This window comes from Nocardioides euryhalodurans (assembly GCF_004564375.1).
GTDB classification, from domain to species: domain Bacteria; phylum Actinomycetota; class Actinomycetes; order Propionibacteriales; family Nocardioidaceae; genus Nocardioides; species Nocardioides euryhalodurans.
Genome location: NZ_CP038267.1, coordinates 1,323,831 through 1,344,430, shown reverse-complemented (window position 1 = coordinate 1,344,430; position 20,600 = coordinate 1,323,831). Strand labels below are relative to the sequence as shown.

The 20,600-nt window shown below is 73.5% G+C and carries 20 protein-coding genes; 16 read left to right on the top strand and 4 right to left on the bottom strand.

Translation table 11 applies throughout. The annotated features are described in order from the left end of the window. Positions 1-220: 220 nt before the first annotated feature. The 4 genes from moeZ to EXE57_RS20140 all read left to right on the top strand — a co-directional run bounded on the left by moeZ (position 221) and on the right by EXE57_RS20140 (position 3,820). Positions 221-1,420, top strand: a complete 1,200-nt coding sequence (gene moeZ / locus EXE57_RS06280; RefSeq protein WP_135075182.1) for an adenylyltransferase/sulfurtransferase MoeZ — start codon at positions 221-223, stop codon at positions 1,418-1,420. 104 nt (positions 1,421-1,524) lie between these two features. Further along, the gene (locus EXE57_RS06275; RefSeq protein ID WP_135075179.1) at positions 1,525-2,406 is read left to right on the top strand and encodes a hypothetical protein; all 882 of its coding nucleotides are present in this window, start codon (positions 1,525-1,527) and stop codon (positions 2,404-2,406) included. A gap of 111 nt (positions 2,407-2,517) precedes the next feature. Continuing rightward, positions 2,518-3,345 (top strand): hypothetical protein, encoded by an 828-nt coding sequence (locus tag EXE57_RS20145; protein WP_244247018.1) that lies wholly within the window; start codon positions 2,518-2,520, stop codon positions 3,343-3,345. Between the two features lie 112 nt (positions 3,346-3,457). Next, the gene (locus EXE57_RS20140) at positions 3,458-3,820 is read left to right on the top strand and encodes an MGMT family protein (protein ID WP_341869447.1); all 363 of its coding nucleotides are present in this window, start codon (positions 3,458-3,460) and stop codon (positions 3,818-3,820) included. Here EXE57_RS20140 and EXE57_RS06265 read toward each other — a convergent pair. From EXE57_RS06265 to EXE57_RS06255, 3 genes are read right to left on the bottom strand one after another with little or no spacing between them, the layout of a single operon-like run. After that, complete coding sequence (locus tag EXE57_RS06265; protein ID WP_135075177.1) at positions 3,747-5,156, bottom strand: YlbE family protein; 1,410 nt, start codon at positions 5,154-5,156, stop codon at positions 3,747-3,749. The genes EXE57_RS20140 and EXE57_RS06265 overlap by 74 nt on opposite strands. Then, positions 5,153-6,550 carry an FdrA family protein gene (locus EXE57_RS06260; protein ID WP_135075174.1) on the bottom strand — a complete coding sequence of 466 codons (1,398 nt, stop codon included), beginning with the start codon at positions 6,548-6,550 and terminating at the stop codon, positions 5,153-5,155. The genes EXE57_RS06265 and EXE57_RS06260 overlap by 4 nt, the downstream gene beginning before the upstream one ends. Then, positions 6,547-7,302 carry an oxamate carbamoyltransferase subunit AllH family protein gene (locus tag EXE57_RS06255; protein WP_135075171.1) on the bottom strand — a complete coding sequence of 252 codons (756 nt, stop codon included), beginning with the start codon at positions 7,300-7,302 and terminating at the stop codon, positions 6,547-6,549. The genes EXE57_RS06260 and EXE57_RS06255 overlap by 4 nt, the downstream gene beginning before the upstream one ends. Before the next feature lie 78 nt (positions 7,303-7,380). Between EXE57_RS06255 and EXE57_RS06250 the strand changes: the two genes are divergently transcribed. After that, a complete protein-coding gene (locus tag EXE57_RS06250) occupies positions 7,381-8,628 on the top strand; it encodes a PucR family transcriptional regulator (protein WP_208542989.1) in 1,248 nt (415 codons plus the stop codon). 3 nt (positions 8,629-8,631) lie between these two features. Here EXE57_RS06250 and EXE57_RS06245 read toward each other — a convergent pair whose 3' ends face one another. Then, entirely contained in the window at positions 8,632-9,651 is a 1,020-nt protein-coding gene (locus tag EXE57_RS06245) for an App1 family protein (RefSeq protein ID WP_135075165.1), read from the bottom strand. An 87-nt stretch (positions 9,652-9,738) separates the two neighbouring features. Between EXE57_RS06245 and EXE57_RS06240 the strand changes: the two genes are divergently transcribed. The 11 genes from EXE57_RS06240 to EXE57_RS06190 all read left to right on the top strand — a co-directional run bounded on the left by EXE57_RS06240 (position 9,739) and on the right by EXE57_RS06190 (position 20,505). Then, positions 9,739-10,365, top strand: a complete 627-nt coding sequence (locus EXE57_RS06240) for a maleylpyruvate isomerase family mycothiol-dependent enzyme (protein ID WP_135075162.1) — start codon at positions 9,739-9,741, stop codon at positions 10,363-10,365. Beyond that, positions 10,362-10,709, top strand: a complete 348-nt coding sequence (locus tag EXE57_RS06235) for a VOC family protein (RefSeq protein ID WP_135075159.1) — start codon at positions 10,362-10,364, stop codon at positions 10,707-10,709. The genes EXE57_RS06240 and EXE57_RS06235 overlap by 4 nt, the downstream gene beginning before the upstream one ends. Before the next feature lie 241 nt (positions 10,710-10,950). Continuing rightward, positions 10,951-11,637 carry a cysteine hydrolase family protein gene (locus EXE57_RS06230; RefSeq protein WP_135075156.1) on the top strand — a complete coding sequence of 229 codons (687 nt, stop codon included), beginning with the start codon at positions 10,951-10,953 and terminating at the stop codon, positions 11,635-11,637. Between the two features lie 136 nt (positions 11,638-11,773). Further along, positions 11,774-13,216 carry a uracil-xanthine permease family protein gene (locus tag EXE57_RS06225; protein WP_135075153.1) on the top strand — a complete coding sequence of 481 codons (1,443 nt, stop codon included), beginning with the start codon at positions 11,774-11,776 and terminating at the stop codon, positions 13,214-13,216. Positions 13,217-13,222: 6 nt separating this feature from the next. Continuing rightward, complete coding sequence (locus tag EXE57_RS06220) at positions 13,223-14,077, top strand: FAD binding domain-containing protein (protein ID WP_135075150.1); 855 nt, start codon at positions 13,223-13,225, stop codon at positions 14,075-14,077. Then, a complete protein-coding gene (locus EXE57_RS06215; RefSeq protein WP_135075147.1) occupies positions 14,074-14,574 on the top strand; it encodes a (2Fe-2S)-binding protein in 501 nt (166 codons plus the stop codon). Before EXE57_RS06220 ends, EXE57_RS06215 begins: the two co-directional genes overlap by 4 nt. Next, entirely contained in the window at positions 14,571-16,961 is a 2,391-nt protein-coding gene (cutA, locus tag EXE57_RS06210; RefSeq protein WP_135075144.1) for an aerobic carbon-monoxide dehydrogenase large subunit, read from the top strand. Before EXE57_RS06215 ends, cutA begins: the two co-directional genes overlap by 4 nt. Continuing rightward, a complete protein-coding gene (locus EXE57_RS06205) occupies positions 16,958-17,566 on the top strand; it encodes an SRPBCC family protein (protein ID WP_135075141.1) in 609 nt (202 codons plus the stop codon). The genes cutA and EXE57_RS06205 overlap by 4 nt, the downstream gene beginning before the upstream one ends. 7 nt (positions 17,567-17,573) lie before the next feature. Further along, on the top strand, positions 17,574-18,968 hold the full coding sequence (locus EXE57_RS06200) for an amidase (RefSeq protein ID WP_135075138.1): 1,395 nt from the start codon (positions 17,574-17,576) through the stop codon (positions 18,966-18,968). A 447-nt stretch (positions 18,969-19,415) separates the two neighbouring features. Continuing rightward, the gene (locus tag EXE57_RS06195; protein WP_135075135.1) at positions 19,416-19,781 is read left to right on the top strand and encodes a hypothetical protein; all 366 of its coding nucleotides are present in this window, start codon (positions 19,416-19,418) and stop codon (positions 19,779-19,781) included. Between the two features lie 55 nt (positions 19,782-19,836). Next, positions 19,837-20,505, top strand: a complete 669-nt coding sequence (locus EXE57_RS06190; RefSeq protein ID WP_244247017.1) for a lysophospholipid acyltransferase family protein — start codon at positions 19,837-19,839, stop codon at positions 20,503-20,505. The last annotated feature ends 95 nt before the right edge of the window (positions 20,506-20,600 follow it).

The window sequence follows — 20,600 nt, the reverse complement described above, 5'->3', positions numbered from 1 at the left end:
GGCTCACCGCCGGGGGATCCGGCGAGGTCCGAGCCTAGCGCCCGTGCCCCGGCCGGCCCGGCACCGGCCGTACGCCGGGCGAGGTCGGCGTGTCCGGGACGTGGACGGTCGGTCCGGATCGCGGGACGTGGCCGACGCCACCCCCGTCGCTGGGGAACATGGACCGTGCGTCCCGCGTTGCACCGGGACACCGCGCTTTTCCCCGACCCGAGGAGTCACCGTGTCGTTCGCCCCGCTCGTGGAGCCAGCCGACGAGCTGACCATCGACGAGGTCCGCCGCTACAGCCGCCACCTGATCATCCCCGACGTGGGCATGGACGGACAGAAGCGGCTCAAGAACGCCAAGGTGCTGGTCATCGGCGCCGGCGGGCTGGGCAGCCCCGCGCTGCTCTACCTGGCCGCGGCCGGCGTCGGCACCCTCGGCATCGCGGAGTTCGACGAGGTCGACGAGTCCAACCTGCAGCGCCAGGTCATCCACGGCCAGTCCGACATCGGCAAGTCCAAGGCGGTCTCCGCGAAGGAGTCGATCGCCGAGACCAACCCGTACGTCGAGGTCGTGCTCCACGAGGAGCGCCTCGACAACGACAACGTGATGCGGGTCTTCGAGGGCTACGACCTGATCATCGACGGCACCGACAACTTCGCGACCCGCTACATGGTCAACGACGCCGCGTACTTCCTGGGCATCCCCTACGTCTGGGGCTCGATCTTCCGCTTCGACGGCCAGGCGTCCGTCTTCGCGCCGATGCTCGGCGACGACCTGCCGTGCTACCGGTGCCTCTACCCCGAGCCGCCGCCGCCGGGCATGGTCCCGAGCTGCGCCGAGGGCGGCGTGCTGGGCGTGCTCTGCGCGAGCATCGGCTCCATCCAGGTCACCGAGGCGATCAAGCTGATCACCGGCATCGGCGACCCCGCCGCCGGCCGGCTGATGATCTACGACGCCCTGGAGATGGAGTACCGCAAGCTGGCCGTCCGCAAGGACCCCAACTGCGCGCTCTGCGGCGAGCATGCCACGGTCACCGGCCTGATCGACTACGACGCCTTCTGCGGCGCCGTGTCCGACGAGGCGGCCGAGGCCGCGGCCGACTCGACCATCTCGGTGGTGCAGCTCGAGCACATGCTCAAGGAGCGCGAGGAGGGCGCCCGCGACTTCGTCCTCATCGACGTCCGCGAGCCCAACGAGTACGAGATCAACCAGATCCCCGGCTCGGTGCTCATCCCCAAGGGGGAGTTCCTCAACGGCAACGCGCTCTCGCAGCTGCCGCAGGACAAGCAGATCGTCCTTCACTGCAAGGTGGGCGGGCGGTCCGCCGAGGCGCTGGCCGTCGTCAAGGGTGCCGGCTACGCCGACGCCGTGCACGTGGGCGGCGGCGTGGCGGCCTGGGTCAACCAGATCGACCCGTCGCAGCCGGCGTACTGAGCTGGCCGCTACCGGTCCGTAACCTCCCGCCCGAGCGGGCGTTGGTCCCCTTCGTCACCACTAGGCGTCGGGGGCCAGCCCCGACCGAGAGGGAGGGACCACCCATGCGCCTCGCGCAGACCACCACCCGCCGGCTCGCCGGCTCGGCCGCCGTCCTCGCCAGTGCGGTGCTCGCGACCGCACTGTCGACCTCGGCCCCCGCCACCGCCGTCGAGGCCGCTGCCTGGGCGCCGGCGGACACCGCCGAGATCACCCCGGGCGTGCAGATGTACACCGACGGGGCCCAGTGCACCGGGAACTTCGTCTTCTCCGACGGGGCCGGGAACACCTACGTCGGGTACGCCGCCCACTGCGCGGGCACCGGCGCCGCGACCGACACCGACGGCTGCGACGCCCAGTCGCTCCCGCTCGGCACCCGCGTCACCTTCGCCCGCGGCGGCTCGCTCGTCTCCGGCGGCACCGAGGTCGGCCAGGGCACGCTCGCGTACTCCTCGTGGCTCACCATGCAGCAGCGCGGCGAGACCGACGCGAACGCCTGTGCCTACAACGACTTCGCCCTGGTGAAGGTCGACGCCGCCGACGTGTCCAAGGTGAACCCCTCGATGCCGTTCTGGGGCGGCCCGGTCGCGCTGAACACCGACGGCAGCGCCGCCGGCGAGAGCGTCTACTCCTTCGGGAACTCCAGCCTTCGCGGGGGTGTCGAGGCGCTCTCGCCCAAGCAGGGGGCCAGCCTCGGTGCCGACGGTGAGGGCTGGACCCACCCCGTCTACACCGTGACGCCCGGCGTCCCCGGTGACTCGGGCAGCGCCTTCCTCGACGCCGAGGGCAACGCCCTCGGCACGCTGTCCACGCTGGCACTCGCGCCGCTCGCCGGCTCGAACGGCGTGGGTGACCTCAACCGCGAGCTCGGCTACGCGCAGCAGCACGGCGGCATCGGGGGCCTGGCGCTGGTGCCCGGCACCGAGCCCTTCTCGCCGCTGCTCTGAGCCCCTGAGCAGAGCCGCGGTGGCGAACCGCTGACAACCGGGGCCGCCCCGTCCGTGACCGGACGGGGCGGCCCTCGTTGTGCTGGTATGCGACCTCTCGGAGCACTGCTCGTGACCGCCCTCCTCGGCTCGCTGCTGCTGAGCGCCCCGGCCGGCCACGCCGCCGGGGACCGTCCGGCAGGCTGGCCACCCGTCGCGCGGGCGACCATCACGCCGGGCGTGCAGATGTTCACGCACGGGGCCCAGTGCACGGGCAACTTCGTGTTCCGCGACCGGGCCGGGCGGACGTACGTCGGCTATGCCGCGCACTGTGCCGGCAAGGGCGCGGCCACCGACACCAACGGCTGCGACACCCGATCGGTGCCGATCGGCACCCGCGTCCGCTTCGCCCGCGGGGCGACCGTGGCCGACCCCGGCACGACCGTCGGGCGCGGGCGGCTCGCGTACAGCTCGTGGCGCACGATGCGGGCGATCGGGGAGTCGCGCGGCCACGTGTGCGCCGCCAACGACTTCGCCCTGGTCCGCGTCGCCCGCGGGAGCGTCGACGAGGTCAACCCGTCGGTGCCGTTCTGGGGCGGGCCGACCGGGCTCGCCGGCACCGCGGCCGCGGGCAGCCAGGTCCACTCCTACGGCAGCTCCAGCCTGCGGCCCACCGACGTGCTGTCGCCGAAGACCGGCGCCACGCTGGGGGGAACCTCCCGCGGGTGGGGGCTGGAGGTCTACACCGCCACGCCCGGCGTCCCGGGCGACTCGGGCAGCGGCTTCCTCGACGAGCAGGGCCGGGCGGTCGGAACGCTCTCGACCGTCGCGCTCGCCCCGGTTCCCGGCTCCAACGGCCTGGGCAACCTCGCCCGGGAGCTGGCGTACGCGCAGCGGCACTCCGGCATCGCGGGCCTGCGGCTGGTGCGGGGCACGCGGGCGTTCAGCGCCCTCCCCTGACCGGACCTGGTCCGCGAGTCTCCTGCTTCGCCACTCATGCCTGCGTGACGAACCAGTGGTTTCCCCGGCCGGCCGGGGAAACCGACCGCGCAGTCACGCCTACCCTGACGCCGTGGCCCGCATCGACCCCGAGGAGTACGCCGAGCTGGTGCTGCGCTGCGTCGAGCAGGTGCCCCGCGGGCGGGTGACGACGTACGGCGCGGTCGCCGAGGTGGTCGGTGAGCTGGCCGGCGGGGGCGGTCCGCGGCAGGTCGGGTCGGTGATGGCGGCGTACGGCGGGTCGGTGCCGTGGTGGCGCGTGGTCCGCGCCGACGGCTCGCTGCCGCCCAGCCACCAGGACGAGGCGCGGCAGGCCTACCTCGAGGAGGGCACGCCGATGCGGCCGTCGGGGGCGATCGACCTCAGGCGGGCGTTCTTCCGGCCAGCTCCGCCAGCCGCGCCAGGGCCCGGGGGAAGATCTCGGCCGGAGGTGTGACCAGACCGGCGCCGACCTGTCCCACGCCGGCCCGCCGGCCGGCCATGCCGGTGTTGATCTGGGGGAGGATCCCGGTCCGGCACACGCGAGTGACGTCGATCCCGGTCGGGACGCCGCGGAAGTCGAGCACCGGCACCGACCAGCGCGGGTTCTCGCCCAGCGTGATCTCGTGCATCCGTCGGGTCGTGGCCAGCGCGTCGGGGACGGTCCCGCCCACCAACCGCACGATCGCGGGGGCGGTGGCCATCGCGAAGCCACCGATCCCGGCGGTCTCCGTGATCGCGGAGTCCCCGATGTCGGGATTGGCGTCGTCGGGACCGTAGTCACCGAGGAAGAGCCCGTCGGCGACCTGGGCGGGGCCGGTGAACCACTCGTCGCCGGTGCCGGCGGTCTGGATCCCGAAGTCGGTCCCGTTGCGGGCCATCGCGACCACCATCGTGGAGCCCTCGGTCCCGCGCGCCGCGTCCAGCGCGAGCTTGCACGCCGGCATCGCGAGGTTGAGGAAGAAGTGGTCGTTGCCGCCGACGAAGGCGAGCGCCTCGGCGACGTCGACGCTGTCGCCGCCGCCGGTCACCATCGAGGGGGAGAGGTCGCGCAGCAGCATCAGGGTGCCTGCGCGGTTGCGGTTGTGGGCCTCGTCGCCCATCTGCAGCATCTGGGTCAGGATCCCGGTCACGTCGACCGGGCCGTGGCTGTCACGCACCGCCCGGACCGCGCCCTGCAGCAACGGGCCGAGCACGTCGCCCATCCAGCGCAGTCGGGTCAGCACCTCCGGGCCGTACGCGCCGTAGCGCAGCACCTTGCCGAGTCCCTCGTTGAGGGTGCAGTGCGTCCGTCGCCCGGTGGCGAGGTCCTCGAGGACGAACATCCACATCGACGGCGTGACCACGCCGGCCATCGGTCCGACCGCGCCGTGGTGGTGGCACGGGTCCAGGGAGACCGAGCCACCGGACTCGAAGAGTCGGACGGCGTCCTCGGGGTCCTCGACCAGGCCCTCGAGGGCGGCGCCACCCATCAGCGCCCCCCGCAGCGGCCCGGCTGCCCGGTCCCACGTGATCGGTGGGCCTGCGTGGAGGAACTGGCCGGGCTCGAGGCCGAGCAGCTCGGAGGCGGGAGCGACGTCGACGAGGTGGGCGGTGACCCCCAGGACGGCGGCCAGCGCCGCCTCGTTGGCCGTACGCCGGCGCGGGTCGCCCGCCACGGTGGCCAGGTCCGCCTCGGTGCCGGCCATCGGCGGCCGCCAGTCGACCCGCTCGACGGGAACTGCCTGGGCCGCCACGGCATCGGCGAGCAGGTCGGCCCCGGTGGTCACGACGCGGTCGGGCACGGCAGTCATCGGGCGCCTCCGGCGAGCTCGACGGCACGGCGGGTGGCCGTGGCGTTGGACAGGTGGACCTCGGCCCCGGCTGCGACCAGGGCCCCGACCTGGCGGTCGCGGTCCTGGGGGTCGAGACCGGTGCCGACGACGGTGACGACGACGGGGACGTCGAGGCCCGTGATCGCGGGCGCGAGCGTCGCCGCGGGGTCGGGGTCGGCGCCGTGGCCCAGCACCACGTCGAGCAGCACGACACCGGTGCCCGGGTCGGCCGCGACCTGGCGCAGGTGCTCCAGGCGCAGCGTGGGGTCGATCATGGGGTGTGCGCGGCCCGAGGTGTAGTCGTCGGCCCCGAAGTCGGTGAAGCTGCTCCCTGCGGAGGGGACCCCGGCCTCCGCGGCGATCAGCCGTGACTCCTCGCAGAGGGTGCCGCCGGCGAAGAGGCCGTGCAGCCGACCACCGCGCCCGGCGGCGGCCGCACCGTCGACGGGCCAGGCGGGGGGAGTGGTCCCGAGTCGGTCGAGCACGGCCTCGGCGGCGACCGTCAGGTCGGGGCGGCCGGGCCCCAGCAGGGCGAGCTGGACCGGGGTGCCCAGCCCGGCGGCGTACTCCTCGATCCGGGTGGCGACCTCGTCGGCGGGTGGCTTCGATACCAGCACGACGAGCTCGACGGCGTCGTCCTCGTCGAGCCGCCGCAGCGCCTCGGTGGTGGAGAGACCACCGACCTCGGCCGACAGGTCGCGGCCGCCGACCCCGAGAGCGGTGCCGACCCCGACACCGGCGTGGTCGAGCAGGGCCAGCAGCTGCTGGCAACCGGTCCCGGAGGCCGCGACGATGCCGACCGGTCCCGGGCGGGTGGCGTTGGCGAAGCCCAGGCCGAGCCCTCCGACGACGGCAGTACCGCAGTCGGGACCCATCACGAGGCGCCCCCGCTCGGCGGCGGTCCGCTTGAGGGTGACCTCCTGCTCGACGGGGACGTTGTCGCTGAAGACCATCACGTCGCAGCCCGCGTCGAGGGCGTCCATCGCCTCGACGAACGCGCTGGCACCGGGGACGGACACGAGGGCGAGGCCGGGGGCCTCGGCCAGCGCCGAGGCAGTGGTGCGGTGCGACTCGACGGCGCCACCGCCCGCAGCGGGTCGGCGGGGAGCCAGAGCCGCGTCGACCGCCGCGAGGGCGGCCGACAGGTCACCGTCGGGTGCGGTCCTGACCGCGACCACCATGTCGTTGGGGGTGGCCGCGCTGGGCACGTCGAACCCCATCGAGGCCAGCACCTCGAGGTTGAGGGGCGTCGCCATCGCCACCTGGGCGGTCGCCACACCGGGCACCGCCTGGACGTCTCGGCTGACCTGGAGCAGGGCGACCGAGTCGGCGTACGCGCTGCGGAGCTCGACGTGGTCGGTGGGGTCGCTCATGCTGCCTCCCGGAGCTGGTCGAGGGCGATCGTGCCGCCCCGGTGGAGCCCGGCGCCGGAGCTGCTGCCGACGGCGTGCAGGGCGCGGACGGCGGCGGGCTCGGCGGGCGTGCCGAGCGAGCGCACCCAGGCGGCGTACTGCGGCAGCACCTCGCCGTGGCCCGCGCAGTCGAGCAGCGTGGCCGAGAGCAAGGTGGTGCGCGTGGGCGCGGTGAGGAGGACCTCGTCGACCTCGGGCGTGGGCACGCGTGCGGCGCGGTGCATCGCGAGCCAGCCGGCGAGCAGGTCGTCCCCGAGGGGAGTGAGCCCCTCACCCCGGCCGAGGACCCGGGCGGCCACGGCGGCGTCGACCCGGCCGTCGGGGAGGTGGGAAGCGACGAACCCGGCCACCGTGGCCGGGGGGGTGGCCTCAACGGTGACCGGGCTCGTCTTCGTGGGAACCCCCTGACCGAGCAGCGGTACGTACGGTGACACCACCCGACCGATCGACAGTGGCCTACCGTCGACGTGGAGCTTCCCCCCACCAAGGTACGCGGTGATCCCGGCTCGCGGGAACTCTCCGCCCAATTCTCCGAGGTCGGTGACCCGCAGGGCGCAGGGCACCTGCGCGGCGGCCGGTCCGACCACGCCGACGCACCAGCCGGCGACGTCGACGTAGAGGGCGTCGGCGCCGCCGTGCACCACCTCGACCGGGCCCGCGGGGGCGGCGCGCAACAGGTCGCGCACGCGGGGCGGGGCGCTCGCGGGGGTCACGGCACCCGACGCTAGTGCCTGTCGCTACGTTGGGCGATGTGAGGTTGTGCCAACGTCCACCGGGATCCGGGACACATCGTGACAACGCAGCGTGAGGCCCGCGACGCGCTCGCCCGTGCCGACGCCCTCCACACCGCGCTGACCGACGTCGTGCTCGAGGGTGGTGACCTCCCGCGCATCGCCGGCGAGGTCGCCGGGGTCCTGGGGTGCGGCGTGCTGGTCACCTCCACGGACGGCCGGGAGCGGGCCGGGCACGCGAGCCCGGAGGACCGGGCCGCGCTCGAGACGGGAGAGCTGCTGGACCCGTCCGGCCGCGTCCGGGTGGAGCGGATCGTCGAGGAGGGCCACCGGATCGGCGACGGCGAGGTGCGGTTGCTGCGCGTGGCCGCGGGCGGGAGCGACCTGGCCCGGCTCGTGTGCGTCCGGGGAGACAGCGGCATCCCGTCGGAGGACGTGCACGCGCTGGAGCGTGCGGCGCTGGTGGTGGCGCTGCTGATCACGCGGCAGGAGGCGATCACCGCCGTCGAGAACAAGTACCAGGGCGACTTCCTGCGCGAGCTCTTCGCCGGCCGTGCCCGCGACGAGCACTACGTCGAGGAGCACGCGGCCGCGTTCGGCTGGGCGCTCGACCGTCCGGTCGTCGTCGTGGTCGCCGAGATCGACCCGGCGCCGGCGGACGAGGCGCCCTCGCGTGGCCAGTGGCGGCTGTGGCAGGAACGCTTCTCGGCGGCGTGGCGGCAGGTGTGCGACGGCGTGGGCACGGGCATCCCCGCGGTCGACTTCTCCTCCGAGGTGGTCGCGCTGCTCCCGGCCGGGGTGCCCGGCCCCCCGGCCGGCGCCGACGTCGTACGACGCGCGGTGGCCGACGTCCGCGGCGACCGCGGGGGAGGGCGCCGCTCGTTCACCGTCGGGGTCAGCCGGGTCGCGTCCACGCTCGCCGACCTCCCGGACTGCTACGGCCAGGCCCGCCGGGCGGTCGAGGTGGGGCGACGCGTCCACGGACCGGGGTCGACGACGTTCTTCGACCAGCTCGGCCTGCACCGGTTGATCGCCCTGGTGCCCGACACCGGGGAGCTGCGGGCCTTCGCCCACGACGTCCTCGGACCCCTGGCCGAGCCGGAGGGCGCAGAGCTGCGCGAGACGCTGCAGGTGCTGCTCGACACCAACTTCAACCTCGCCGAGGCGGCGCGGCTGCAGTTCTTCCACTACAACACGATGCGCTACCGCGTCGGCAAGCTCGAGCGGTTGCTGGGGCCGCTCTCCTCCGACCCCCACCTGCGGCTCGACGTCGCCGTGGCGCTGCGGGTGCTCGAGATCAGCGGCTGAGGATCACAGCAGGCCGAGGCCGCTCGCGTGCCGGCGTACGGCGTCGGTGTCGGGGGCCAGCACGAAGGGGACGTCCGCGGACCAGCCGTCGGTGACCCGCTCGACCCTGCCGTCGCCGGGGTCCAGCCGCACCTCGCGGATGTAGACGGCCAGGATCCGCCCGGGGTGCTCGCGCACGGTCTCGGCGTAGATCTCGGGGTCCTTCTCGCCGGAGTCGCCGATCAGCACGAAGGGCAGGCGCGGGTGCAGCTCGAGGATCTCGCGGATCCGCCCGGCCTTGTGCTCGCGACCCGCGGTGGTGCCGAGCAGGTCCCGCAGCAGCACCGGCCCCTCGGGGAAGCGGCGGTGGCGCAGGAACGCGTCGAGGAACGGGTGCAGGTTCCACGGGCTCGACGAGACGTAGAAGAGCGGGTTCCCGCCGGCGCCGAGGTCGCGGTAGAGCTCGGGTGCCCCCGGGAACGGCGTGCGCGTGAGCGCAGAGCCCGCCAGGGTCTGGCGCACCATCCGGCTCACCTTCTGGACCCCGGTCTCCAGGATGGTGTCGTCGATGTCGGAGAGGACGCCGAACCGCGCCTCCTCGCCCGGGACCCGGACGCGCACCGGAGTCGTGTGGCTCCCGGTGAGCCCGCGGTAGTCGCCGGCCAGCTCGACGGTCCCGCTGGTCCACGGGCTGGTGAGCACGGCCGGGTCCGGCGACAGGCGGGTGAGGAAGTAGCCCTCGCGGTCGGTGACCACGTCGGCGGTGGCGCCCGCGACCGAGATCCGCAGCGGCACGCCGGGCAGCTCGTCGGTCAGGAAGTGGCTCAGCGTGCGGCTCACTGCCGCGCGGAGTCCCTCGCCCTCGACCGCCTCGGACGGCGGCGGGTTGTCGAGCACCCGGCCGCGGACCACGATCCCGTCCGCGCCGCCGTGGCCGGCGTACACCTCGATCCGGAAGTGCTGCGGCGTTCCGGGACCCTTCCTGCGGAGGCGGGCGCTGTCCCACGCGTGCTCGAGCTGCACGATCCAGCGGCGTGGGTCCATGGGTGCACGGTATGACGAGCAGGCTCCTCGCCGATGGGTCTGCGGGCCGTGTCCGGTCTTCTCGGCGTGGCAGCGGGAGGAGACCTGGTGGGCGACGTCTGGCCGTGGGTGCACGCGGAGCGCGAGGCCCTGGTCAGGGACCTCGACGGCCGCACGGCCGAGGAGTGGGAGCGACCGTCGCTCTGCGAGGGATGGACGGTGCACGACGTGGTGTCCCACCTGCTCGACACGGCACTGACGACCCGGCTCGGCTTCGTCCTCGGGCTGGCCCGGGCGCGCCTCGACTTCGACCGCCAGAACGCGCGCGGTGTCCGGCGGCAGCGGGGCGACTCCCCGCAGGACACGTTGGCCCGCTTCCGCCGGGTCGTGGGACGCACCTCCACCCCGCCGGCACCGTTGGACAGCCGGCTGGTCGAGGCGATCGTCCACGGCGAGGACGTCCGTCGCCCGCTGGGCCTCATCGGCGACTACCCGCAGGCCGCCGTCCGCCGGGCGCTGCGCCTGCAGGCGCGGACTCCCTCGTCGTTCGGCGGTGCCCGCGAGCTCGTGGCGCAGGTGCGGCTGGTGGCCGTCGACGCCGACGTCGCGGTCGGCACCGGCCCGGAGGTGCACGGGCCGGTGCTCTCGCTGCTGCTGGTCGCGACGGGCCGGTCGATCGCGCTCGACGACCTCGACGGTCCCGGGCTCGCGGCGCTGGGCAGCGTGGTGGGATGAGGTCCGTGGAGCTCTTCGCCGGCATCCCGGTGACCGACTACGAGCGGTCGCTGCCGTGGTACGAGCGCCTCCTCGGATCCCCACCCGACTTCCTCGCCACCGAGACCGAGGCCGTGTGGCAGGTGGCCGGGCAGGGGTGGGTCTACGTCGTGCAACGACCCGAGCGCGCCGGCCAGGCGCTCCTCACGATGCTGGTGCCCGACCTCGACCGCAGGGTCGCCGAGATCGCCGGGCGGGGGATCGAGCCGGCCGTCTCGGAGACCTATGACAACGGCACCCGCAAGGTCACCTACCGCGACCCAGACGGCAACGAGGTCGGCTTCGGCGGCGTGCCCGGCGGGTGAGGGGGAGGTCGGCGGTCGGCCGTGGCGTGCCGCCCGCCTGTGGCGCGGTGGCGACCGCGACGAGGGGACCCGCGAGGACTCGGTCGATGGGGCCAGCCGACGCAACCACGTGGCGCCAGCGACCCACTGGGCGGAACGAGGCTGCGAGCGCGGCGCGCCCGCCAGCCTGACGCTGCCTCGACGCGGGGGCTGCCAGCATGCGGCGGAGGACATCCGGACGAGGGCTCGCTGGAGGGTGGCGATGGCAGGGTCGGCGCGGCACGACTGGCGCATCGAGGAGCGGGAGTACGAGCGTCACCGCGCCCGCCGCGGCCGGCGGCACGCCTTCGAGTCCGTCGACCCGTCGACGACGGCCCTGGTCGTGGTCGACCTCGTGGACTTCTTCTTCGCTACCGGCAATCCGTACCTCCACGGCATCGTGCCCCAGGTCAACACGCTCGCCGGCGGCGTCCGAGAGGCAGGCGGGGTCGTCGCGTGGGTGGTCCCGGGTGAGACGGAGCCGACGGCGGTGCAGCGCGAGCTCTACGGCGCGGAGGCGGCAGAGACGTACGCCAGGTCTGGCGGGAGCGGTGTCGTCCGCGACCGCGTGTGGCACGAGCTGGACATCGACGACTCCGACCTGTTCGCCGAGAAGACGGCAGCGAGCGCATTCTTCCCGGGGGCCAGCGACCTGCCCGCCCGGCTGGGTGAGCGCGGCATCGAGACCGTGGTCGTGGCCGGCACGGTGACCAACGTGTGCGTGGAGGCCACCGTGCGCGACGCGTCGACCCTCGGCCACCGGGTCATCCTCGTGGCTGACGCGTGCGCCGCCGTCCGCGACCGCGACCACAACGCCACGCTCCACACCGTCTACCGCACCTTCGGCGACGTACGCACGACGGCAGAGGTCCTCGGGCTGCTCCGGGGACAGGTCGCGCCGGACGACTGACGGCTGGTGCCCGGCGCGCGGCAAGGCTTGCCAGCGGGTACGGCGTTCCTTCGGCAGATCTCGCCGTCGAGGGTGTCTGATGGGGTCACTACGTTGAGCAGCCTCGGGCAGGACCGTCGCCAAGGAGGGGCCCGTCATGTCGATGTTCAAGTGGGAGGTCGTCGATCCCGCACCCGGTGAGGCCGTTGCTCCTCACCAGCGCCTGGCCTGGGGGAAGACCGTCGGACTGGGCGCCCAGCACGTCGTCGCCATGTTCGGCGCGACCTTCGTCTTCCCGCTCATCATGGGCCTGAACGCCAACCTCGCGATCATGATGAGCGGCATCGCGACCATCTGCTTCCTGCTGATCGTGAAGGGTGCGGTGCCGAGCTACCTCGGCACCTCTGCGTCCTTCGTCGGCGGCGCCGCCGCCATCTACGCCCAGGGCGGCGGCCCGGCCGACGTGACCGGCGCGATCATGGTGTCCGGAGTCGTGCTGGCGGTCGTCGGTGTGGCGATCCACTTCGCCGGACCCGGCTTCGTCAACACCCTGCTGCCCCCCGTGGTGACGGGCGCCGTCGTCATGCTGATCGGCTTCAACCTGGCGCGGGTGGCGACGGGAATCTACATGCCGGCCGACCGCTGGGTCGCGCTGATCACGATGGTCGCGGTGATCCTGATGGCAGTGGGCCTGCGTGGCTTCCTCGGCCGGATCGCGATCTTCCTCGGCCTGCTCTTCGGGTTCCTGCTCTCGCTGCTCTTCGACGTCCTGGGCGTGCCGGGAGTCGAAGGCGACCGCGTCGACTGGACCAACGTCAAGGCGGCCGACTGGTTCGGCTTCCCTCCCCACACCGTCGATGGGCTCATCGGCAACCAGTCGCCCTTCGGGGGCGCCAACAACATGGCGGAGGTGGGTTGGCACCTTCCCAACCTCTCCCTCACCTTCACCCTGCTCGCGTTGCCGGCCGTGATCGCCCTGGTGGCCGAGAACATGGGGCACGTCAAGGCGGTGTCCGGCATGACCGGCACCGACCTCGACCCGGTGATGGGCCGGGCGGTGGCCGCCGACGGTGTCGGCACCGCGCTCGCCTCGGCCGTCGGAGGGTCGCCGACCACGACGTACGCCGAGAACATCGGTGTCATGGCGGCCACCCGCGTCTACTCGACCGCTGCCTACTTCGTCGCCGCTGTCGTGGCGATCCTCTTCGGCTTCGTGCCCAAGTTCGGAGCCCTGGTCGCGACCACACCGTCCGGCGTCCTGGCCGGCATCACCCTCGTGCTCTACGGGATGATCGGCCTGCTGGGCGCCAAGATCTGGGTCGAGAACCAGGTGAACTTCGCCAATCCGGTGAACCTGGTCCCCACGGCCGCGGGTCTGACGATGGGCATCGGCCTGGCTGACAACGCGTTCTTCAACATCACCGACGACTTCCCGCTGGGCGGCATCGCCATGGGTACCGTCATCATCGTGTTCGGCTACCACCTCGCCCGGGCCATCGCCCCGAGCGACGCCGAGGGCACGATGATGGCCGTCGGCCGCACCGGGGCCCACTCCGACGAGCAGCCGCCATCTCCCGGACGCCGCGCCAAGGAGGACTGACCCCGCGTGAAGCCCGCTCCTTTCGCCTACCGGCGCCCGGAGACGGTCGAGGAGGCCCTCGAGGCCCTCGCCCGTGAACCGGGGGCCAAGGTGCTGGCGGGCGGTCAGAGCCTGGTGCCGCTGCTGTCGATGCGGCTGGCGTCGCCCGGGACGCTGGTCGACGTCAACCGGCTGCCCGGGCTCGACCAGGTCACGGTGTCCGACGACGAGGTCCGGGTCGGGGCGCTGGTCCGCCACGCCGACCTGCTCGCCCACGCCCCGGCGGGGGAGCGGCAGCCACTGCTCGCGATGGCGCTCGCCCACGTCGCCCACGCGACGATCCGCAACCGCGGCACCACCGTCGGGTCGATCGTCCACGCCGACGCCGCCGCCGAGATGCCGACGGTGCTGGCCCTCCTCGGCGGCTCGGTCGAGGTGGCCTCCGTGCGCGGGCGCCGGACCATCGCCGCAGCCGACCTGTTCGCCGGGCCGCTCGAGTCGACGATCGCCGCCGACGAGCTGGCGCTGTCGGCCGGCTTCCCGGTGCTCGGCCCGGGGGAGGGCGTCGGCTTCGCCGAGGTCGCCAGGCGCCACGGCGACTACGCCCTCTGCGGAGTGGCCGGGCTGGTGCGGGTCGAGGACGACGCCGTGACCGAGGCCAGGCTCGGCTACCTCTCGGTCGCCGACGTGCCGACGGTCGTCGACGTGACCGGCTGCGACCCGGCCGAGGCCGCCGCGCGGGCACTCGAGCGGATCGAGCCGGGCGACGACATCCACGCGAGCGCTGCCTACCGCGCCCAGCTGGTGAAGGTCCTCACCCGCCGGGTGCTGACGGCCGCCACCGACGACGCGAGGTCCCGAGACGCGAGGAGGACTGGATGACCGAGGAGGTCCATGACGTACGGCTGCAGGTCAACGGCGCCACCCACGCGGTGACCGTGCCGGCGCGACGACTGCTCTCCGACGCGCTGCGCCACGACTGCGGGCTCACCGGCACCCACGTCGGCTGCGAGCACGGCGTCTGCGGCGCCTGCACGGTCCTCATGGACGGGCGCCCGGTCCGCTCCTGCCTGGTGCTCGCGGTCTCCGCGGAGGACACCGAGGTCACCACCGTCGAAGGGCTCGCAGAAGACACGGGGGAGGACGACACCGTCCTCTCGCCGGTCCAGCAGGCGTTCTCCGACTGCCACGGCCTGCAGTGCGGCTTCTGCACCCCGGGATTCCTCACCACCATCACCGCCGGGCTGCGCGCCAACCCCGACCCCACCGAGGACGAGGCCCGGGACATGATCGCCGGCAACCTCTGCCGCTGCACCGGCTACCAGAACATCGTCAAGGCCGTGCTGCGTGCCGCCGAGCTCACCCGGGAGGGCCGATGACGACGAAGCTGTTCGGCACGAGGGTCCCGCGTGTCGAGGACCAGCGGCTGCTCCGCGGCCGCGGCACGTACGCCGACGACGTGCTGGTCGGCCAGCGCGTGCTCCACGCCGCCGTCCTCCGCTCGCCCCACGCGCACGCCCGGATCCTCGACATCGACGTCAGCGAGGTGCTCGACGTCGAGGGCGTCCACGCGGTCTGGACCTTCGACGACCTCACCGGCCCGATGGCCGAGCCGTTGCCCCTCCTCATCCCGCACCCCGCGCTCACCCACGGTCGCACCCAGTTCGCGCTCGCGAAGGACGAGGTCAACCACGTCGGCGAGGCGATCGCCTTCGTCGTCGCGGAGGACCGCTACGTCGCCGAGGACGCGGTCGGCCGGATCCGCGTCGACTACGAGTTCCTCGAGCCGGTCGTCGGCATCGACGCCGCCCGCGCCGCCACCCGGCTGGTCCACGACGACGTCCCGGGCAACGTCGGGGCCAGGCTGGAGCAGGAGAACGGCGACGCCCGCGCCGCCATCGCGGCCGCCCCCCACACGCTGAGCCTCGACCTCACCGTCGAGCGCTCGGCCTGCCAGCCGCTGGAGGGCCGCGGCACCGTCGCCCGCTGGGACCCCGACCTCGGCCGGATGACGGTGTGGACCTCCACCCAGACCTCCACCGGGGTGCGGGGATGCGTCGCCGCCAAGCTCGGGCTCGACCTGGGCCAGGTCGACGTGATCACCCCCGACGTGGGGGGCGGCTTCGGCGTCAAGATCAACCACCCGTGGCCCGAGGAGCTGCTCGTCCCCCTCGCGGCAAGGATCCTCGGCGTCCCGGTCAAGTTCACCGAGGACCGCCGCGAGCACTTCATCTCCTCCGCCCACGAGCGCGGCCAGCAGCACCACGTCGAGGTCGGGTTCGACGACGGGGGCCGCGTGCTCGGGCTCGACGTGCAGTTCTGGCACGACCACGGCGCCTACACCCCGTACGGCCTGATCGTCCCGATCATCACCTCGACCCAGCTGCTCGGCCCCTACAAGCCCGGCGCCTACCGCGTGGTCTTCGAGAGCCTCTACACCAACACCGTCATGGTCACCCCCTACCGCGGCGCGGGGCGCCCGCAGGGCTGCTTCGTCATGGAGCGGACCATGGACGCCATCGCGGCGACGCTCGGCAAGGACCGGACCGAGGTGCGGGCCGCCAACTTCATCCAGCCCGACGAGTTCCCCTACGACCAGGGGCTGGTCTTCCAGGACGGCCGCGAGCTCGAGTACGACTCGGGCGACTACCCCGCCTCCCTCGAGAAGCTCAAGGCGCTGGTCGGGTGGGACGAGTTCGAGGCGTTCCGAGCCGAGATGGCGGCCGAGGGACGGCGGGTCGGGATCGGCCTCGCCTGCTACGTCGAGGGCACCGGGGTCGGCCCCTACGAGGGCGCCCACGTGCACGTCGAGACCTCCGGCAAGGTCAAGGTCGCCACCGGCCTCACGACCCAGGGCCAGGGCCACCAGACGGCCTTCGCGCAGATCGTGGCCGACGAGCTCGGGGTGCCCTTCGAGATGGTGGAGGTGACGACCGGCGACACCCGCCGGATGCCGTACGCCGTCGGCACCTTCGCCTCCCGCGCGGCGGTGATGAGCGGCTCGGCCGTCCACCTCGCGGCGAAGGCCGCCCGGGAGAAGGCGTTCCGGATCGCGGCCGAGGCGCTCGAGGCCTCGGTCGACGACCTCGAGATCAGCGACGGCGTGATCCGGGTCGCCGGAACCGACTCCGCGATCGACCTCGGCACCGTCGCGGTGCTCTCCAACCCGTTGCGCTACGCCTTCGACGAGGCGTCCAAGGCCGCCACCCAGTTCTCGGTCGGCGACCCCGGCAAGCCCCCGGTCGCCGAGGACGACGAGCCTGGCCTGGAGGGCAAGGACTTCTACTCTCCGGAGCGGTCGACGTTCGCCTCGGGGATGCACGCGGTGATCGTCGAGACCGACCCCGACACCGCCGAGATCACCATCCTCAAGTACGCCGTCGTCCACGACTGCGGCCACCTCATCAACCCGATGATCGTGGAGGGCCAGATCCACGGCGGCGTCGCGCAGGGAGTGGGCGGCGCCCTCTACGAGCGGATGGCCTACGACGAGTCGGGCCAGCTCCTCAACGCCTCGTTCATGGACTTCCTGATGCCCTACGTCACCGAGGTGCCGGCCGGCATCGACATCGACCACCTCGAGACGCCCTCACCGCTCAACCCGCTCGGCATCAAGGGTGCGGGCGAGGCCGGCGTGATCCCGTCGGCGGCGGTGTTCGCGGCGGCGATCGAGGACGCCGAGGGCATCCCGATCACGGCGATGCCGATCTCGCCGTCGGAGCTGTTCACCCTGCGCGAGGCGCACCTCCCCGAGGAGACCGCATGAAGTTCACCGGCCAGAACATCCTCCACGCCCCGGTCGCGGTGGTCTGGGACGCGCTGCTCGACCCGGCGGTCCTGGTCCGCACCATCCCCGGTTGCGAGCGGCTCGAGGCGACGGGGGAGAACGCCTACGCGATGACCGTGACCGCGGGGGTCGCGGCGATCAAGGGGACCTACTCGGGGTCGTGCACCCTCTCCGACCTCGTGCCCCACGAGTCGCTGGTGATGCGGCTCGACGGGGCAGGCGCCCCGGGGACGATCGGCGCGAGCGTGCAGGTCCGGTTCTCCGACGCCGGCGAGGGGACGACCGCCGTCGCCTACGACGCCGACGCGATCGTCGGCGGCATGGTCGGCGGTGTCGGCCAGCGGATGCTCACCTCGGTCTCGAGGCGGATGGCGGGGGAGTTCTTCGGCAACGTCGACGGCATCCTCACCGGGGCCACGACCGCGCCCGCGGTGCCGGGGGCCGCCCCTGGTCCGCAGCCGGCGCCGGGCGTCTACACCGCGCCCGCCGCTCCGGCGGTGTCCTCGCAGGGCGACTTCCTGACGGGCATCGCAGTGGGCGCGGGCCTGGTCCTCCTCGGGGTGCTGCTGGGCCGTCGGCGATGATGGCCGCGTGACGATCACTGTCGAGTCCAGCGCCCGCGAGCAGGCCGACGCCGTACGCCGGCGCGTGATCTCGGCCCGGGAGCTGCTGGACCTCCACCTGACCCGGATCGCCGAGCGCAACCCGGAGCTGACCGCGATCGTGTCGCTCGACGTCCAGCGCGCCCACGAGGGTGCGGCAGCTGCGGACGACCACCTCGCGCGGGGCTGGCCGGTCGGCCCGCTGCACGGGCTGCCGTTCGCCCCGAAGGACACCCACGACGTCGCCGGGTGGCGGACGACGTACGGATCACCGCTCTTCGCCGACCACGTGCCCGACCGCGACGACCTCGTCGTGGAGCGGATCCGGCGGGCAGGGGCGGTGCTGATCGGCCGGACCAACGTGCCGGAGTTCGCGGCCGGCTCCCACACCTTCAACCGGGTCTTCGGCACCACCCGCAACCCGGTCGACCCCAGCCGCTCGGCGGGCGGGTCCAGCGGCGGCGCGGCGTGCGCCCTGGCGACCGGGATGGTCCCGCTGGCCGAGGGCTCCGACATGGGCGGCAGCCTGCGCAACCCGGCGTCGTTCTGCGGGGTCGTGGGGCTGCGGCCCTCGCTCGGGCGGGTGCCGTCGTGGCCGGCGGCCAACCAGTGGGAGACCACCTCGACCAGTGGCCCGATGGCCCGCGACGTGGGCGACCTGGCGCTGCTGCTCTCCGTGATCGCCGGACCCGACCCGCGCGTCCCGCACGCGCTGGGCGACCCCGGCCAGACGTTCGCGCCGCCGCTGCACGGCTCGCTCGTGGGGCTGCGCGTCGGGTGGACCGCCGACCTCGGTGGCGCCCTCGAGGTCGACGAGCGGGTGGCGGCCGTCGTCGAGGAGGCCGGCCGGCTGATGGTCCGCGCCGGTGCCCACGTCTACGCCGGCCACCCCGACCTGTCGCTGGCCGACGACACCTTCCGGACGCTGCGCGCCTGGCACTTCCAGGCGACCTTCGGCGACCTGCTGCGCGAGCACCCTGACGGGCTCAAGCCCTCCCTGGCCGACAACGTCCGGGCGGGAGAGCGGTTGACGGGCGCCGACGTCGCGCGGGCCTACCAGCAGCGCAGCGCGCTGTCCGAGACGATGCGGGCGTTCTTCGAGCAGTACGACCTGCTGGTGCTGCCGACCTCGCAGGTGCCGCCGTTCCCCGCGGACCAGGAGTTCCCGAGCGAGGTCAACGGCTCGCCGATGCCCGACTACCTCGCCTGGATGAAGTCGGCGTACTTCATCACGGTCACCGGCTGCCCGGCCATCTCGCTGCCTGCCGGCGGCACCCCGGAGGGGTGGCCGGTCGGCGTCCAGCTCGTCGCGCCGCACGGGCAGGACCGGCGGCTCCTCGAGATCGCCGCCGCCTTCGAGTCGGCACGCGCGGCTGGTGTCTGACGCGCACCGCCCCTCCACAGCACCTGTGGAGATCGTGTGGACGAGAGGCGCGCGGCTGGGGACGAAACCGGTTCCGGCTGGGGACGACACGCCGGAACCCGGAGTATGTGAAGAAATCTCGTCGGAGCCCCTTGCGGACCCCCGGCGCGGGGACATAGAACTTCTCCCACGCGGTCCTGCAAGGGAACGCGGGACAGCTCGGAGACGAGGGTCCGTACGACGGGAACTGGTTCGCCCAGGGAACGTCGCAGCCGCCGGGTGATGAGGTGGCTGGGGCCGGATGTCGAGGAGCGGTCGACCGGGAGCATCACCAGTACCGGTCGCCTGGTGCGAGTCCGGCTCCGGCCGGTCGCGTGCCACCCGAAGGGCCCTTGTAGCTCATACCTGCGAGGGCCCTTCACCTATTTCGGTGGCCGGCCGGGCCGCCCACTGCCTACCGTCGGGCCCATGCTCCCGCCCACGCTCCGCGACCGGCTCCACCACGAGCTGCTCGCCGCCCGCCGCGGCGGCGACCGTGCGGTGGCGGCCGCGCTCCGCTCGACGCTCGCGGCGCTCGCCAACGCGGAGGCGGTCGCGGTCGAGGACGACGCCACGACGGTCACGAGCGAGTACGTCGCCGGCCTCGGTGCGGGTGCGACCGACGTACCGCGCCGGCTGGTGACCGAGGCCGAGCAGCGGGCCCTGGTCGAGGCCGAGATCGCCGAGCTGCGGCAGGCCGCGACGGCCTACGCCCCGGCCCATCCGGAGCGTGCGGCGGAGGCGGTGGCGGGCATCGCGGTGCTCGAGCGCGTGCTCGGGGAACCGACCCGCTGAGTCCGGTCCCGGACGGGTGACGCGGCCGGTCGCCGGAGACGGCACAATGACCGGCGTGCTGTACGAGGTGGTGCACCGGATCATCCCTCCCGTCGCGCGCACCCTGTGGCGCCCGACGGTGGAGGGGCTGGAGCGCGTCCCCGGCACCGGTCCGGTGATCCTCGCGAGCAACCACCGCAGCTTCGTCGACAGCATCGTGATCCCGTGCGTCGTGCCGCGGAAGGTCGTCTTCCTGGCCAAGTCGGACTACTTCACCGGGACCGGCCTCAAGGGGGCGGCCCAGCGGGCGTGGTTCGAGGGGCTCGGGATGCTGCCGGTCGACCGGGACGACACCAAGGCCGCGCTCGCCAGCCTCGACACCGCGCTCGACGTGCTCGGCAGGGGCGAGGCGTTCGGGATCTACCCCGAGGGGACCCGCTCGCGCGACGGCCGGCTCTACCGCGGCCGCACGGGCGTGGCCCACCTCGCGCTCACGGCCGGCTGCCCGGTCGTCCCCGTGGGCCTCCTCGGCACCGAGGACATCCAGCCCGTGGGCTCGAACCGGCCGCGGCTGGCCGACGTGACGGTCCGCTTCGGGGAGCCGCTCGACTTCGCCGGTCGCTTCGACGGCGTGCCGTCCGGCCGCGCCCGGCGCGAGGTGACCGACGAGATCATGGCCGCGATCCAGGAGCTGACCGGCCAGGAGCAGGCCGGCGCCTACAACGACCGCCCCGTCGACGCCTGAGCGCTGCGGGTCCGACCTCGGCGTTCCGGGGTTCGTCCGCGAGTCGTGGGGTTCGTGGCCGGTGCCAACGCTACGAACCCCCGGTTTCCCCGGCC